This window comes from Antrihabitans auranticaus (assembly GCF_016481275.1).
Lineage (GTDB): Bacteria > Actinomycetota > Actinomycetes > Mycobacteriales > Mycobacteriaceae > Antrihabitans.
Genome location: NZ_JAEMNW010000004.1, coordinates 121,740 through 137,714, shown reverse-complemented (window position 1 = coordinate 137,714; position 15,975 = coordinate 121,740). Strand labels below are relative to the sequence as shown.

The 15,975-nt window shown below is 64.5% G+C and carries 12 protein-coding genes and 2 riboswitches; of the genes, 2 read left to right on the top strand and 10 right to left on the bottom strand.

Annotated elements, in window-relative coordinates:
• The first annotated feature begins 5 nt into the window (after positions 1-5).
• Both JGU72_RS18665 and JGU72_RS18660 read left to right on the top strand, forming a co-directional pair.
• Entirely contained in the window at positions 6-506 is a 501-nt protein-coding gene (locus JGU72_RS18665) for a hemerythrin domain-containing protein (protein WP_199685516.1), read from the top strand.
• On the top strand, positions 503-661 hold the full coding sequence (locus JGU72_RS18660; protein WP_199685515.1) for a hypothetical protein: 159 nt from the start codon (positions 503-505) through the stop codon (positions 659-661). The genes JGU72_RS18665 and JGU72_RS18660 overlap by 4 nt, the downstream gene beginning before the upstream one ends.
• 53 nt (positions 662-714) lie before the next feature.
• Here the strand turns inward: JGU72_RS18660 and JGU72_RS18655 are convergent, their stop codons facing one another.
• The 10 genes from JGU72_RS18655 to JGU72_RS18610 form a co-directional block, all read right to left on the bottom strand.
• Entirely contained in the window at positions 715-2,076 is a 1,362-nt protein-coding gene (locus JGU72_RS18655) for an L-serine ammonia-lyase (RefSeq protein WP_199685514.1), read from the bottom strand.
• On the bottom strand, positions 2,073-3,368 hold the full coding sequence (locus JGU72_RS18650) for a serine hydroxymethyltransferase (protein ID WP_199685513.1): 1,296 nt from the start codon (positions 3,366-3,368) through the stop codon (positions 2,073-2,075). Before JGU72_RS18650 ends, JGU72_RS18655 begins: the two co-directional genes overlap by 4 nt.
• Before the next feature lie 42 nt (positions 3,369-3,410).
• Positions 3,411-3,498: riboswitch (glycine riboswitch) on the bottom strand.
• A 1-nt stretch (position 3,499) separates the two neighbouring features.
• Positions 3,500-3,589: riboswitch (glycine riboswitch) on the bottom strand.
• A 188-nt stretch (positions 3,590-3,777) separates the two neighbouring features.
• The gene (locus JGU72_RS18645; RefSeq protein ID WP_199685512.1) at positions 3,778-4,563 is read right to left on the bottom strand and encodes an IclR family transcriptional regulator; all 786 of its coding nucleotides are present in this window, start codon (positions 4,561-4,563) and stop codon (positions 3,778-3,780) included.
• A gap of 13 nt (positions 4,564-4,576) precedes the next feature.
• Entirely contained in the window at positions 4,577-6,352 is a 1,776-nt protein-coding gene (locus JGU72_RS18640) for a putative nucleotidyltransferase substrate binding domain-containing protein (protein ID WP_199686075.1), read from the bottom strand.
• Positions 6,353-6,416: 64 nt separating this feature from the next.
• Entirely contained in the window at positions 6,417-7,973 is a 1,557-nt protein-coding gene (locus JGU72_RS18635) for a GMC family oxidoreductase (RefSeq protein WP_199685511.1), read from the bottom strand.
• Positions 7,966-9,510, bottom strand: a complete 1,545-nt coding sequence (locus JGU72_RS18630) for an APC family permease (RefSeq protein ID WP_199685510.1) — start codon at positions 9,508-9,510, stop codon at positions 7,966-7,968. The genes JGU72_RS18635 and JGU72_RS18630 overlap by 8 nt, the downstream gene beginning before the upstream one ends.
• A 65-nt stretch (positions 9,511-9,575) precedes the next feature.
• Positions 9,576-11,057: an aldehyde dehydrogenase family protein gene (locus tag JGU72_RS18625; protein ID WP_199685509.1), complete on the bottom strand. Its 1,482-nt coding sequence runs from the start codon at positions 11,055-11,057 to the stop codon at positions 9,576-9,578.
• Position 11,058: 1 nt separating this feature from the next.
• The gene (locus tag JGU72_RS18620; protein WP_199685508.1) at positions 11,059-12,216 is read right to left on the bottom strand and encodes an aromatic ring-hydroxylating oxygenase subunit alpha; all 1,158 of its coding nucleotides are present in this window, start codon (positions 12,214-12,216) and stop codon (positions 11,059-11,061) included.
• Positions 12,213-13,361 carry an N-methyl-L-tryptophan oxidase gene (gene solA / locus JGU72_RS18615; RefSeq protein ID WP_199685507.1) on the bottom strand — a complete coding sequence of 383 codons (1,149 nt, stop codon included), beginning with the start codon at positions 13,359-13,361 and terminating at the stop codon, positions 12,213-12,215. Before solA ends, JGU72_RS18620 begins: the two co-directional genes overlap by 4 nt.
• A 4-nt stretch (positions 13,362-13,365) precedes the next feature.
• Positions 13,366-15,819, bottom strand: a complete 2,454-nt coding sequence (locus JGU72_RS18610; protein ID WP_233532687.1) for a GcvT family protein — start codon at positions 15,817-15,819, stop codon at positions 13,366-13,368.
• Positions 15,820-15,975 lie beyond the last annotated feature (156 nt).

The window sequence follows — 15,975 nt, the reverse complement described above, 5'->3', positions numbered from 1 at the left end:
AATCGATGTCGACCGACGCAATCGTCCTGCTCAAAAACGACCACAAAGAGATCAAGAAGACCTTTCGCGAGTTCAAGAATGCGGGACCGAATGCGGAAGGCCAAAAAGGCAAGATCGTCGCGAAAATCGTAGAGCTACTGACGATCCATACGTACCTGGAGAACGAGTGCATGTATCCCCAGGTGCGCAAACTCCTCCCCGACTTGGAAAGCGACATTCTCGAGTCCTACGAGGAGCATCACGTTGCCGACCTGCTGGTTATGGAATTGGCAGCGATGAAGCCGTCTGCGGAGCGCTTCGACGCGAAGACCACCGTCCTGATCGAGAGCGTCGAACACCATATCGACGAAGAGGAAGACCAGTGGTTTCCTGAGGTTCGAAAGCAATTGAGCCGCAAACAGTTACAGGAGATCGGCGCAGAAATGATCGACCGGAGAAAGGACGCGCCGCGCTCACCCACCCAGCCGTCGGCGCTCAAGAAGGCCGTAGACGCGGTCATCTCGTGACAACCGGGAAGCAAGACTCCGACAGCGCAGACGACGGTACCGAGGTCCTCACTGATCCGCCGGGCCCCGTCGACCACGGCGGCGAAGGCGGCATGGCGACCCGTGAACAAGCTGCGAAATCGACAGAAGGGCAGCAGGACACCGCCCCGGACTGACCGAACCGGCGGAGTCGAATCGAGTTCGACACGCGCTCGTCAGTGGTGTGCGATCAGCATTCGACGACGGCGACGGCCAAGCCGCCCAGTGAAGTCTCCTTGTACTTGTCGAGCATGTCCGCACCGGTCGCGCGCATTGTCTGGATCGCTTTGTCGAGCGACACGTAATGCTTCCCGTCGCCGCGGATCGCCATCCGAGCAGCGGTGATCGCCTTCACCGCCGCGACACCGTTGCGCTCTATGCAGGGGATCTGCACCAACCCACCGATCGGATCGCAGGTGAGGCCGAGGTTGTGCTCGATGCCGATCTCGGCCGCGTTCTCGATCTGCTCGGGCGTGCCGCCCAGCACAGCAGCAAGGCCCGCGGCGGCCATCGCGCAAGCCGAACCCACCTCGCCCTGACAGCCGACCTCGGCACCCGAGATCGACGCATTCTTCTTGATCAGCAAGCCGATCGCGCCGGCGGTCAGCAGAAACTCGACGACAACATCGTCGGTACACCCGACGCCGAACCGGTCGATGTAGTGCAGCACGGCGGGAACGATCCCCGCTGCCCCGTTCGTCGGAGCTGTCACGACTCGTCCGCCGGCCGCGTTCTCCTCGTTGACGGCCATCGCGTACAGCGTTACCCATTCCATTGCGCGCAGTGGGTCGCTTTCGTCCGCCTCCGCGTCGAGTCGTGCCAGAAGCGCAGCAGCACGTCGACGAACGTGAAGACTCCCCGGGAGAACACCCCGGCCGACCGTTCCCCGTTGCACGCAGGCACGCATCGCCGACCAGATCTCGAGCAAACCCGCCCGCACCTGTTCCTCTGTTCGCCAGGATATTTCGTTTGCCATGAGCAGCGAGCTGATCGGCAGCCCGGTCGCCGCCGCAGTCGCCAGCAATTCGTCAGCGGTTCCGAACGGATACTGGACGACTGTCTCCGTAATCGGTTCGCCAGCCTCGTCGTCGACGACGAAGCCGCCGCCTACCGAGTAATAGCGATGCTGCGCGAGCTCGGCTCCACCCTCGCCGGCCGCATGGAAGGACATTCCGTTGCTGTGGAAGGGCAGCCGCTCGCGCCGGTGCAGGACGATGTCGTCGTCGACTGCGAAGGCGATCGGGTGCACTCCCCCGAGCAGCAACGCTCCGCTGCGACGCGCCGCAGCCGCGCCTGTCACGACGACCTCCGGATCGACCGTCTCCGGCTGCTCACCGGAGAGGCCGGCAACGATCGCCTCCACGCTGCCGTGGCCGCGTCCCGTTGCGCCGAGGGATCCAAACAATTCGACCCGTACTGCCGTCGTATCATGCAGCACACCAGCCGCTTTCAGCTCTTCGAGGAACCTTCCCGCGGCGCGCATGGGTCCGACCGTGTGCGAGCTGGACGGACCGATGCCGACGCGGAAGAGGTCGAACACGCTGACCGTCATGCCGGGCTGCGCAGGTCGGGGTACAGCGGAAACCGTTGTGCCAGTGCGTCGACCCGATCGGTGAGCTCGACGACCGATGCCGACGAGAGCAGCGCCATGGCGATGATATCCGCGACCTCGGCGAACGCGTCCGCGTCGAATCCTCGAGCGGCCAGCGCGGGCGTGCCGATGCGCAGTCCGGAACTGACCATCGGCGGTCGGGGATCGAAGGGAACTGCGTTCCGGTTCACCGTGATACCGATGTCGTGCAGTCGGTCCTCCGCCTGCTTACCGTCGAGTTCGGAGGCACGAAGGTCGACCAGGACCAGATGCACGTCGGTACCGCCGCTGACGACGCTGATGCCGGCCCGGCGGCAGTCGTCGGCGAGCAGCCGGTCGGCCAGTAGGCGCGCCCCCGCCAGCGTGCGCTCCTGCCGATCCCGGAACGCCGGTTCGCCCGCCATCTTGAACGCGACTGCCTTGGCTGCGATTACGTGCTCGAGCGGTCCGCCCTGCTGCCCGGGAAACACCGCGGAGTCCAGCTTCTTGCGCAGCTCTTCGATTGCAAGAATAAAGCCGCCACGCGGTCCACCGAGAGTCTTGTGCGTCGTCGAGGTGACGATGTGCGCGTGCGGCACTGGCGAAGGGTGCAGCCCCGCCGCGACGAGTCCGGCGAAGTGCGCCATGTCGACCATGAGGTAGGCACCGACATTGTCTGCGATGCGGCGAAATTCGGCGAAATCGAGGTGCCGCGGGTATGCAGACCAACCTGCAACGATCAGCTTCGGGCGATGCTCGTGCGCGAGTCGTTCGACCTCGGCCATATCGACGCGATGGTCGTTCTCCCTGACGTGATAGGCCGCGACATCGTAGAGCCGGCCGGAAAAGTTGATCTTCATTCCGTGCGTGAGGTGACCGCCGTGCGCCAGCGCCAGGCCGAGGATCGCATCGCCCGGACGGAGGACGGCGTGCATTGCCGCGGCGTTGGCCTGCGCACCCGAATGCGGTTGCACATTAACGTATTCCGCGCCGAAGAGTCCGCGCAAGCGCTCGATGGCCAGCGACTCGATCTCGTCGACATGCTCGCAGCCGCCGTAGTACCGGCGACCTGGGTAACCCTCCGCGTACTTGTTGGTCAGGACGGTGCCCTGTGCCTGCATGACCGCAAGGGGTGCGTAGTTTTCGGACGCGATCATTTCCAGCCCACGCTGCTGGCGCTCGACTTCACGATCGACCAATTGCGCTACCAACGGATCGAATTCGCGCAGCGGTGTGTCGAGTTCGGTACGCACGGCGGTCGCTGGGTGAGCCATGAGGAGCCTTTCGTAAACGCACGCGGGTGTGCGATGGGTGGCTCCTCCCGCTCTGTCCGAATGGCCTGAGAGATTCACGCGTCAGCGCTTGCCCCGTCGGCGAGTGCATAGGCACTGCTTTCCAGAGTTGCCTGCGCGCAGCGGTATTGGGCCTGAGAGATTCCCGGGAGGTGTTGCTCCTTCGGCTCCCCACACGTGTGGAGATCTCCCGCCGCGCATGTGCGGCAGTATGAAGTTTGTTTCTGTAGACGCAACAAGCGCGCTATACGCAACTAGTATCGCGGCTGCGGGCAACCCGTGTCAACGCCGAAAGTGCACTTCTTGTCGGGAATATCGAGTAACCGCGCAGACAAGTGCACACTCGGCCGGGGGGCGAAGCCCAGCGACCCCAGCCGAGCCGAACCGTTGATCAGCCGATATAGCCAAGGCGGCGGCTGATGTCGTCCGCGCTCGCGATGGCGATTTTTGCGACCGACTCGAAGCGGTCGACACCGAGGCGGTACGCCGGTCCCGAAACACTCAGCGCCGCAACGACCGCGCCCGTGCTGTCGCGCACCGGCGCCGCAACTGCGTTCAGGCCGATCTCCAACTCCTCACGCACGCTTGCCCAGCCGATCTCACGAACCTGGGCGAGCTCGACATCCAGGTCGACGATGCGGTTGACGGTGTTGTCGGTAAAGGCTTCGAGTTTTGTTCCGAGGCGCTTGCGGACCTCACGCGGGTCCAGGCCGGACAGCAGCACCTTGCCGCTCGACGTCGCATGCGCAGGGCAGCTCTGTCCCACCCACGAGCGCAACGAGATCTCGCCCGCACCGGATGCCTCGACGATGTTGATTGCGCGCGTATCGTCGAGGATCGCAAGGTTGGTCGTCTCCCCCGCTTCCGCTGCCAGGGCGTCGCATGCGCTCTGGCTCTGTTTCGCCAGATCGAGCTGCGCACTCGTGGAGCCGGCAAGCCTGACAATCGAGAAGCCGAGCCGATACTTGCCACGATCGGAAAGCTGCTCGACGTAACCGCGGGACTCGAGGACGGCGATCAGACGCGAGACCGTCGACTTGTGGACGCCGAGCTCGGCGGCGATCTCGGTAACACCGGCCTGCCCGAGCTTCGCGAGGATTTCCATGACGAGTAACGCACGGTCGACCGACTGCACCGCCGCAGTCCGGCCGCTGTCTTCGTTGTCCTGTTTGGCCATATCGAACACCAGTCTAGGCGGTCGGCATCCCCAGGTCCCCGACACGGCGCTGAACAGCCACGATCTCGCGCAACGCGTCGTTGAGCAGACTGCGATTCAGGGCCGAAAGTTCGGACATCAGGATGATGTCGCCAGGGCTGTGGCCGCCCGACAGCTGCTCGACCTGATGCGCCATGCGCAAGCGCTGGAGCATCGTGAAAACCTCACCGAGAATCGTCGCGTCTCGATCACTCAGCGCACCTGTGCCGGCGGCTGCCGCGAGCCGGACCGGGGTAGACGCGGACGCCACTCCTGCGGTCAGTCCGCCCCAGCGGGCGAGGTTGACGATCGGCGTCAGCGCGTGATTCTTCAGGTCGAACGTTCCGCCGCGCCGTGACAGAACATCACGCAGCGAACGCGTCCGCACCCGTCCCGACAGTGCATCGAGCAGCTGCAAACGAAGCGTATTGGGGTGCTCCGAACGAATGCGCCGGTATGCGGTGGGCACCGTTTGCCACGCTGCGTCACCCCACACGACGCGTCCGTCAATCAGCAGGGACGACATGATCAGCCCGCGATCGTGCAGTGGGTCGCCGAGCCAACCCTCGGCCGCCTTCGCCCATTCCGATTGAGAGCGGGCGAACTTCGGCTTTGAGGCGACCGCACCGTTGCTGTCCGCCGGTAACCCGCTCGCGTCGAGAATCGCGTGCACACGCTTCGCGAGTTCGCGCAATCGGCCACCGGCAGAGGAGAGTTCATCTATCCACGAGAGCGCACTGTCCACGTCCGACGAGGGCATCGCCTCGCGGCGAGCGACGCTACCGAGCGTCAGCCACGCGAATCCCTCCGTCGGCGCATTGTCGGTCTCTGCGAGTGCAATCTCTAGCGCCCTGCGGACCACGGTGTCGATGACGACCGACAGAATGGCGCTCGTCGCAGTTGCTTTCGTGCCGTTACGGAACAGATCGACTGCGGTGCCGGTGATTTCCCGCGCGACGCGCTGCAACTCGGTCGCATCCTTCGCTGCGCCGATCGAGCGGCGGAGTACGAAACTTTGCCGCGCCGAGGCGGCGAGCAGGTCTGCGTCTTCGAGGACACCGATCACCTCGCCGCGTTGCGTGAGAACCGGCATGTGCCGGAGCCCGCATTCGAGCATGTCCATCAATACCGTCTCGGCGGTCAGATCGGCGGTGACGGTCCGAGCGGGCGCACTCATCACCTGCGCGACCGGTACGGTCACCGGCAGGCCCGCAGCGACGACGCGTGACCGCAGATCGCGGTCGGTGAAGATACCCAGTTCGCCGCGCGGCAGCGAGATCAGCACGTACGACACACGATGCTCGGTCATCTGCACGACGGCGTCGCGCACGCTCGTGTCGGGGATCGCGAAGACCACCGCACCGTGCACCAGCTCGCCGACCGGCCGGCTGTCCGACACCGGTGCCATCGGAGTTCGATTCCCGGACACCGTGTTCCATGCCGACGAGGCGAGGAACGCAAGACCGGCAGGCTTGGCGAACTGCGCACGGACCTGCGCGCCCGGCAATCGGATCAGCGTGCTCGGTTCGGTCGTCCGGGCTGAAAAGTCCGCACCGCTACCGGTGAGTAGTGGAACGTAACCGAAGATTCCGCCCGATTCGACAGTGTCGATCGCGGACCCGTCGGCGCTCGCCTGCAGGCTGACGTGCCCTGTACAGACCATCCAGATGTCGTCGGGCACCTGCACGGCATAGTCCATGACCATTGCGCCGGCAGGAAACTCTTGCACCGACGACTCCGCCGCGAGCTCCTCGAGCTCGCGGCGGGACATCGTCTGGAACGGGGCGTGGTCGCCCAGAAAGGCCGCTAGTCCGGCCTCGGTCGGCACTTTCGTCTCACGTCGTTCGGATGAGATCCGCGCACTTCTCTGCCATGGTCATAACAGTAATATTCGGGTTCACCGCAGGCAGTTTCGGCATAGCCGACGCGTCGACTACGCGAAGTCGGGACACGCCCTTCACCCGCAACTCGGGGTCGAGCACCGCCATCGGATCGTCGATCGCTCCCATCCGGGCAGTCGCCGCGGGGTGATAGACGGTGTTGTGCGTGGCATGGATGTAGGCCAGCAGTTCGTCGTCGGTAGTTGCGTCGGGCCCCGGAGCCAGCTCGCGGGCGATCCACTCGCGAAGCGGGGCTTGATCGGCGATCTTGCGCGCCAACCGAATTCCGGCCAGCATGATCCGTTCGTCGTGCCCGTCGGGATCCGTGAAGTAGCGCGGATCGACCTTCGGCCGGTCCCGGTAATCCAGGCTGCGGAGCCGGACCGTACCGCGCGACAGCCCCTGAGTGACGTTGGGCGTCAAGCAGAAACCATTGTCGGTCGTCGGGTAGCCCCGGCGCAGCGTGTTCATGTCGAAGGGCACGCTGCCGTAGTGCATCATCAGGTCCGGCTGGTTCTGCGACTCGTCGATCGTGGTGAAAAGCCCGATCTCCCACCACTGCGTCGACGTCGTGACCATCGGCTTCGCGGCTTCCCAGAACACGAGACCTTCGACGTGGTCGTCGAGGTTCGACCCGACACCGGGCGAGTCGACTCGCACAGCCACGCCGATCTCGCGCAAGTGCTCGGCGGGACCGATTCCCGAAAGCATCAACAACTTCGGCGTATCGATTGCACCCGCCGTGACGATCACTTCCCGTTTCGCGGACACAGTGTCGTAGCCCGTGAGGTCGGGCCGCTGATAGCGAACTCCGGTGGCGCCCAATGCATCGTCGAACAAGATCTCGCTGACCCAGCACCCCGTACGCACCTCGAGATTGGGCCGCTTGCCCAGAATCGGATGCAGGTAGGCATGCGACGTCGACATTCGATTGCCGTCTTCGCTCGCATTGATCTGGAACCAGCCGGCGCCGTTGCGAACTGTCTCGCCACGGTTGAACGCAACGGTCGGCAGCCCAACCGCCGCAGCGGCTTCGAGGACCGCCGCGCCACAGGGGTCGTTGGGCGGGATGTCACGCAGCCGCACCGGACCGCTGTGACCGTGCTGGTCACCCGGCGCATCGTTGTTCTCGAGCCGCGTGACGTAGGGCAGCACGTCTGTCGCGTTCCAGCCCTTTGCACCCATGGCGGCCCAGTCGTCCAAGCCCTCCGCGGGCGGCCAGAACGCGATGCACGAGTTGTGCGACGAACAGCCGCCGAGCACTTTCGCCCTGGCGTGGCGCATGAAGCTGTTGCCGCGTTCCTGCGGTTCGATCGGGTAGTCCCAGTCGTAACCGGAGTCGAGCAGGTGCATCCACTGTGCGAGTTCGAGAATGCTGCGGTCTCCGACGTCGGACGGGCCCGCTTCGACGAGGCAGACGGTCACATCCGGGTCCTCGCTGAGGCGCGCGGCGAGCACGCATCCGGCAGTACCGCCGCCGGCGATCACGTAGTCGAAAACGGTGTCAGACATCGGCGACCTCCGCGCCCGCTTTCGGCGCTGCCGCGTGTGACGCGAGCGTGCCGATATGGTGGCGGCCCTTCACGCCGTACCAAAGCAGACCGACACCGAGAATGCCACCGATGTAGACGAACGCGCCCCAGGTGTTGTACCAGGGCGTTCCGTAGATCGCCTCGCGCGGCCACGCGAGGTTCAGAGCCATTCCTGCGCCCCACAGGACGGCGACGATATTGACGAACATCCCCCACCTGCCCATTGTGAAATAGCCGCCTGCCTTCAGATCCTTCGGCGGCCACTGGCCTTTGAACCGCTTCACCAACAGCGGACCGGTGACCATCAGGTAGGCCAGGTAGATCATGATGATCGCGATCGATGTCAGCACCGTGAAGATGTTCGGCTGGCCGACGTTGACGACCAGGATCAGCACGGCCAAAACGCCGATCACGACAGCAGGCACGATCGGTGTCTGCGTCTTGGGGTGGACACGAGCGAGCTTCTCGCCGAACGGAAGTGCGTTGTCACGCGCCATCGCGAAGGTCAACCGGATCGCTGCGGTGTGGACTGCGAGCGAGCAGACGGTCACCGCAACCACGATGCAGATCAGGAAGATATCGCCGAGCGGTCCCCACATCACTGCTTCGACGATGTATTGCAGACTGCCGCTGGCTTCCCCGAGTTGCGGGTCACTGAGGTCGGGCGCGGCCATGATCGCGAAGACGAGAATCGCTCCGCCGATGACGAACGACGCCAAGATCGCCCGCAGGATCGCCTTCGGTGCCGTGCGCCGCGGTTCGACGGTTTCCTCCCCCAACGAGCTTGCTGTATCGAACCCGTACATCACGTAGCCGGAGGCGAGGGACGCGATCAGGAACGCGCCCAGGTAGCCGCCGCTCTCCCCCGCGCCATATCCGTTGGTGCTGAAGAAGACGTCCGGACCGCGATCGATGTTGATCGCCAGAATGATCGCAATCATCACTGCTGCAATCAATTCGATGAACACACCTGCGCTGTTGATCCGCGCCATCAGCCGGACACCGAGCGCGTTGATCGTCGTGGTGAAGACGATCATGAGCGCGCCGAGCAACACGGCGTTGGCAGCAAAGTCTTTCGCACCCGATCCGTCACCGATGATCTGGAACCCACTCCAGAGTCGGGGCAGGTTGAGCTGCAGCGCGAGCACCACGGCGGACAACGTGACTATCGACGCGGTCAGCATGAGCCAGCCGGAGGACCAGCCGACGATCTTGCTACCGAGGATCTTCGACCAGTTGTAGACGGCGCCGGCGACCGGATACTTTGCGGCGAGCTCCATGAAGCAGAGGGCAACCGCCATCTGGCCGACGAAAACCATTGGCCACGACCACAAGTAGGCTGGGCCGGCGTTGCCGAATCCGATGTAGAAGAGCTGGAAGGTGCCGGTGAGGATGGAGATATAGCTGACGCCTGCAGCGAAGCTCGCGAACTTGCCGATGCTGCGGTCGAGGGATTCCTTGTAGCCGAAATCCTCCATCCCATTGTCGCCGGACAGGCCCTGTTCCGTAACTACCATGTTGCCGTGCCTCTTTCGCGGTGAGGGCCGGGACTGGATGTTCCGACCGAACTCGAAACGAAGAATCAATCCCCTTTGAACCAGCCGGCCGGCTTCGGCGCCGTGTTGTGCCAGATGTGTTTGATCTCTTGGTATTCCGCGAGCCCGGTCGGCCCGAGTTCCCTTCCGTTGCCCGACTTCTTGAACCCACCCCACTCGGCTGCCGCGGTGTAGTAGCCGAAGTCGTTGAGCCACACTGTGCCGTGCCGCAGCGCGCGCACAACCCGCTCGCCGCGCGCGGCGTCAGAGGTCCGTACCCCGGCTGCGAGGCCGTACTCGGTGTCGTTGCCCAGTCGGATCGCGTCTGCTTCCGTCTCGAACCGCTCGACCGTCAGAATCGGCCCGAAGGTCTCCTCCGCAACGATCCGCATCGATCGATCGCAGCGATCGAAGATAGTGGGCCGATAGAAACTGCCACTCGCCAGCGCCGGATCGCTCGGCCGGGTGCCACCGGCAACCAACTTTGCACCCTCCGAGATGCCCAGCTCGACAAAGGCTTCCACCTTGGCACGATGCTGCTCGGAAACGAGCGGACCGGTCTCGCTCGCCGGATCGAGCCCATTGCCCACGCGGATCTTCTCTGCGCGATTCGCCAATTCGGCAACGAAGTCGTCCGCGATGGAATCCTCGACGATAAGCCGCGTCCCCGCCGAGCACACCTGACCGGAGTGCAAGAAGACGCCGGTCAGCACCTGATCGACGGAGCTTTCCCAGTCCGCATCCGCGAACACGATGTGGGGATTCTTGCCGCCCAGTTCGACCGCCACCTTCGTCACGTGCTCGGCGGCGACCTTTGCGATCGTCCTGCCGGTCGCGAGCCCTCCGGTGAACGAGATGAAGTCGACGTCCGGATTGTCGGTGAGCGCGGCGCCGAGCACGGCGCCGCTGCCCTGCACCAGGTTCAGCACTCCGTCGGGGACACCCGCCTCTTCGGCGAGACGGACGAAGGCGATGGTGCTCAGCGGCGTGACCTCGCTCGGCTTGGCAACCATGGTGCAACCGGCCGCCAATGCGGGCGCGATCTTCCACGACATCTGCAGCAGCGGGTAGTTCCACGGCGCAATCAGGACGCATACGCCGATCGGCTCGCGCACGACCCGACTGATCACCGTCGGATCCCCTACGTCGATCAGACGGTCGGCCTCGACACCGACCAACTGCGAGTAGAACCGGAATACCGAGATGATGTCGTCGATATCGATCCGGCTCTCCACCAGGGTCTTTCCGGTGTCCAGCGTCTCGACGCGCGCCAGCGCTTCCTTGTCCCGCTCGAGCAGGTCGACGATGCGGGCCAGCAGCGCCGAACGCTCGGCCACCGGCGTGGCCGGCCACGTTCCGGCGTCGAACGTAGTGCGGGCGGCGGAGACTGCCCGGCGCGCATCGTCGGCTGTGGCCTCGTCCACGGTCGCCGCGACACTGCCGTCGGCTGGATTGATGATCTCCCTCGTGCCGCCGTCCGAGGCGTGGCTCCAGGTACCGCCGACCAACAGGTCCGGCTCACCGTTCATGTCAGCTCCTCGCGTTGCCGATTCGGCCGAGCAACCACTCGTGGAACTCTGCGATGTGATGTTCGGCGGGAACGAGTACTCCCCCGTTACGGTATGCCCGCGAGGACATCGCCGGTTGTGTTCGCTCACATGCGTCGAAATCTTGTTGGTTCACGCGGTGGAACAACTCGACCGAGCGGGACACGTCGCGCCCCTGCGCGACCACATCGGAGGTGTAGAGCCAGTCGCATTCGACGACTGTCCGGTCCGGTCCGAGTGGGAACATCCGGTGGAAGATGATGTGGTCGGGGACCAGATTCACGAAGACAGTCGGCCGCACGGTGATCGCGTAGTAGCGGCGATCCTGATCGGCACCGACCCCGGGCAGACGATCGAACCCCGCCCTCCCGTCGACGGTGAATCCGGCAATCTCCGAGCCGAACTCGGCGCCGTGGCCGACGAAGTACTGAGCCGCGAGACCGTCCGCGAACTCGGGTAGGACCTCGGTGAGTTCTGGGTGGATGGTCGCGCAGTGGTAGCACTCCATGAAGTTCTCGACGATGAGTTTCCAGTTCGCCGCGACGTCGTAGACCACGCGGCGGCCCACCTGCAGACCGTCTATTTCGTAGCGATCGATCACCGCAGCGTCGCCCAATCGCTGCGTGACCGCTCCGATGACTTCTTCTTCGAACGAGGGCTGCTGGTCCGCCAAGCACACCCAGGCGTAGCCGAGCCACTCGCGCAACGCGACCGGCACGAGTCCATATCGGACGCGGTCGATGTCCGCGCCTGTCTCGTCCTTGAGCGTCGACATGTTCGGTGCCGCGACGAGCTTGCCGTCCAGGCCGTAGGTCCACGCGTGGTACGGGCACTGCAGGTTTCGGCGTACCTGACCTTCGGACTCGGTACACAACATCGCGCCCCGATGCCTGCAGATGTTCAGAAACGCGCGCAGCCCCTTGTCCCTACCCCGGACGATCAGCACGCTCTCGCGCCCGACCTGCACCTTCTTGAACTGTCCCGGCTCCGCGAGATCACTCGTCCGCACCGCACAGAACCACATCGATTCGAAGACGTGTTCTTGTTCTGCAGCGAAAATCTCTTCGCTGCAGTAATACTCGCCACCAAGGGTCGGGATCAGAGCGGGTGCCGTCAGGGGCGGCAGTTCGGCCGCGGTCACACGGTCACCAGCCTTTGCGGATCGAAGAGCTTGATGGGGTGCTTCGTCCGCCCGTCGGTCGCGAGGTCGGCGAGGATTTCTCCGACAACCGGGACGAACTTGAAGCCATGTCCTGAGAATCCGCACGCGACAGTCACATTCGCGCAGTCCGGGTGGCGGGCGATGACGAAGTGCTGGTCGGGGGTGTTCGAGTACATGCAGGTTGCCGAATGAACGCTCGGACCGTCGAGCGCGGGCAGCAGCTCACCGACCCGGTCGCGCATTTCCTGTATTTCGTGTGGGTGTACGACGCGGTCGATCGTCTCCGGAGTGCATTCGATGCCCTTGCGGAAGAAGGCGACCTTGACGCCGCCGGCAGGTCCGTCGATGGCGGGGAACCCGTAGATCTGCATCCCGGAAGCGTTCTCGTCGATGAAGATCGGCTGGCCTTCGAACGCGGCCGTACCGCCGACCGGCTCGAGCCAATAGAGCACCTGACGTTCGACGGTGATCGGAATTCCGAACTCCGCCAACAACTGTGGCGCCCACGCGCCGGGACAGATCACCACCTGGCCAGCAGAATAGGTAGCGCGTGACGTCGTGACGGTGACGCCGGTACCGGTCTCCTTCCAGCCGAGCACCTCCTCACCGAAGGACAACGTCGCACCGGCGCGAAGGGCGAGGTCGATGTGCGCCTGCACGGTCAGCTCCGGCCGTGCGAAGCCGGCCTTGGCTTCGTAGACAGCGAGATCACCGTCGTTCGGCGTGTAGTTCGGGAAGCGCCGCCGCAGTTCCCCGGCGTCGAGAACCTCGTGCTCCAAAGACCATTCACGGCTTGCGCGCAGGCTGCCCGCGACCGTGAGGCAGTCCGGCGGTCCGATGAAGAGTCCGCCCGTCAGGCGGTACACCTCACGCTCGGCATCGTGCGCCAGTTTCTCCCAGAGTTCGTAGGACCGGAGCAGCAGCGGAACGTATGCCGGGTCCTCGAAATAGGACTGCCGGATGATGCGAGAACCACCGTGGCTCGAGCCCTTGTCGTGCGCAGGCGTGAACTTCTCCAGGCCCAGCACGCGCTGACCGCGCGCGGCGAGGTGATACGCAGCGGCGCTTCCCATTCCGCCGAGCCCGATGACGATGACGTCGTAGCCGGAGGTCGCATGTGCCATGTCGCTACCTCCGAATTCTGGACATGTCGGGGTCCACGACGGGCTCCGCATGGACGGCGGCGGTGTAGCGGGTGCCGCGATAGTCGACCTCGACGGGGTCTCCTGGCGCGGTCGCTGCTGGCAACCACGCGTAGGCGATGCTCCGGCCGATGGTCGCGGAGTAGCCGGCACTGGTGACGTAGCCTGCGCACTCTCCGCCGACGAAGACCGGTTCCTTGCCGAGCACGACTGCCGACGGTTCGTCGAACACGATGCTGCGCAAGATCTTTGCGGGCGGCGCAGCCCTCTCCAGAGCCTCTTTGCCGACGAAGTCGTCCTTGGTCATTCGGACCGCGAAGTCGACACCGGCCGCCGCGGGTAGATGCTCGGTGGTCATGTCGCTCCCCCAGCCGCGGTAGCCCTTCTCGATTCGCAGGCTGTTGAATGCGATTCGGCCTGCGGCGATCACGTCGTGCGCCTGACCCGCTGCCCAGAGGAGGTCCCATAGCGCGGCGCCGTATTCGGCAGTCGTGTAGATCTCCCAACCGAGTTCGCCGACGTAGGACACGCGCATCATGGTGACCGGAATCGCGCCGAGGTAGGTCTGCAGCGCACGGAAGTACTTGAACGCCTGATGGGACAGATCGTCGGCGCACAACGGCTGCACCAACTCTCGCGCCGCGGGCCCCCAGACACCGACACAGCAGGTCGAGCCGGTGCTGTCGCGCAGGGTCACGCTCCCGTCGGCAGGCAGGTGACGGGTGATCCAATCGAAGTCCAGCGGACCGTTCGCACCGACCTGGAACAACGTCGGTGCGAGGCGAGCGACGGTGAGATCACTGCGTATGCCGCCGTTTTCGTCCAGCAGCAGGGTGTAGGTGACCGAGCCGACAGTCTTGTCCAAATTGTTCGTCGTCAGCCGTTGCAGCAACTCGAGCGCACCGGGGCCACTCACCTCGTAGCGGGTCAGCGGCGTCATGTCGAACATCGCGACGCGCTCACGCGTCCACTTTGCTTCGGCGATCGAGATCGGCGACCAGAACCGGCTCGACCAGTCGTCGCGCTCGGGGAAGGGCACACCATCGTCGCGAAGTCGCTGCGCCAGTTCGGCATTGGCCTCGTACCAGGCCGGACGCTCCCAGCCGCCACCCTCGAAGAAGTAGGCGCCGAGTTCCTGCTGACGCTGATAGAACGGGCTTGTTCGTAAGCCTCGCAACGCTGTTCGGTACTGATGCGGGTGAACGATGTCGTAGACCTCGACAAATGCCTGCGAACTCGTCTCGAGGATGAACTTGTCGCTACGCGCGACTTCCTCGAACCGGTACAGATCGCATTCGTGGACATCGGTGTGCGGTGCGCCCTCGATTATCCATTCCGCCATCGCCTTGGCCACACCTGCGGAGTGCGTGACCCAGACCGCCTCGGCAACCCAGAAGCCGGCAAGTTCCCGATGCTCACCCATGATAGAGAAGCCGTCCGGCGTGAACGAGAAGATGCCGTTGAAACCCTCCTCGACCTTCGAATCTCCCAGCACTGGAAGAAGTTCCATGGACTCGCGCCATGCGGGTGCGAAGTCCTCGTCGGTGAAGGGCAGCATCGACGGCATCGCCTCGCCCGCCGTGTCGGCGAGCAGTGTGGACATGTCGACGGGCATCGGTTTGTGGCCGTAGTAACCGATTCCGATCCGGTCACCATGCTCACGGAAGTAGAGGTCCTGATCCTGGTGCCGGAGGATCGGCAGGCTCGCTTCGCCGACCTCTGTGTTCCGACCGACCAGCGGGGCGACCTGCCCGGTCTTCGCATACTGGTGCGCCATCGGCACGAGCGGCACGACGAGGCCCACCTGCTTCGCGAGCTGGGCACCCCAGAAGCCCGCTGCGCACACGACGATGTCCGCGTCGATGATCGCGTCGGCCGTCTGCACGCCCGCCACCCGCCCATTGCGCGACACGATGCCCAAGACTTCTTGATAGGGGCGGAACGTAGCGCCGCGGGCGGTCGCCTGCCGCGCCTGCGCCTCGGCCGCGCGCAGCGCCTTGGCCAGACCGTCCGCCGGAGTGTGGAAGCCACCGAGTATGCGATCGGCGTCGAGCAGAGGATGCAGCGCGGCGCACTCCGCGGCGTCGAGCAACCGGCCCTCGATCCCCCACGACTTGGCCCAGCCGGCCTTGCGGTGCAGGTCGGCCATGCGCAGCGGGGTCGTCGCGACTTCCAGACCGCCGACCGCGTTGAACGCCCACCCGTCGGGGTGCGTCAAGGCACCGAACTTCTCGGTGGTGTATTTCGCGAACTCCGTCATCGTCTTCGACGGATTCGTCTGGAACACCAATCCCGGTGCGTGCGAAGTGGATCCGCCGGTGGCGAAGAGCGGTCCGCGGTCGAGCACGGTGACGTCGGTCCAGCCCCGCGCAGTGATTTCGTCCGCCAGCGACGTCCCGACGATTCCGGCGCCGATTACGACGACTTTCGGCTGAGCCAAGGCTATCCTCCGATGTTGCTTATTGCGCAACGCCTGTGCATTACGCAACAAATGGTGATCCTCCGGCATTCGTCTGTCAACCGCTGCAGCCTGGGGATTTTTACCCACCTTCCCGGGGTTGACGAGATGCGGGAGGTCTAGGAGACTGTTGCGTAA

What these genes read in the sequence shown, in the direction of transcription:
- JGU72_RS18665 (WP_199685516.1), top strand. Translation starts at nt 6, where the DNA reads ATGTCGACCGACGCAATCGTCCTGCTCAAAAACGACCACAAAGAGATC.
- JGU72_RS18655 (WP_199685514.1), bottom strand. Translation starts at nt 2,076, where the DNA reads ATGACGGTCAGCGTGTTCGACCTCTTCCGCGTCGGCATCGGTCCGTCC.
- JGU72_RS18650 (WP_199685513.1), bottom strand. Translation starts at nt 3,368, where the DNA reads ATGGCTCACCCAGCGACCGCCGTGCGTACCGAACTCGACACACCGCTG.
- JGU72_RS18645 (WP_199685512.1), bottom strand. Translation starts at nt 4,563, where the DNA reads ATGGCCAAACAGGACAACGAAGACAGCGGCCGGACTGCGGCGGTGCAG.
- JGU72_RS18640 (WP_199686075.1), bottom strand. Translation starts at nt 6,352, where the DNA reads ATGTCCCGCCGCGAGCTCGAGGAGCTCGCGGCGGAGTCGTCGGTGCAA.
- JGU72_RS18635 (WP_199685511.1), bottom strand. Translation starts at nt 7,973, where the DNA reads ATGTCTGACACCGTTTTCGACTACGTGATCGCCGGCGGCGGTACTGCC.
- JGU72_RS18630 (WP_199685510.1), bottom strand. Translation starts at nt 9,510, where the DNA reads ATGGTAGTTACGGAACAGGGCCTGTCCGGCGACAATGGGATGGAGGAT.
- JGU72_RS18625 (WP_199685509.1), bottom strand. Translation starts at nt 11,057, where the DNA reads ATGAACGGTGAGCCGGACCTGTTGGTCGGCGGTACCTGGAGCCACGCC.
- solA (WP_199685507.1), bottom strand. Translation starts at nt 13,361, where the DNA reads ATGGCACATGCGACCTCCGGCTACGACGTCATCGTCATCGGGCTCGGC.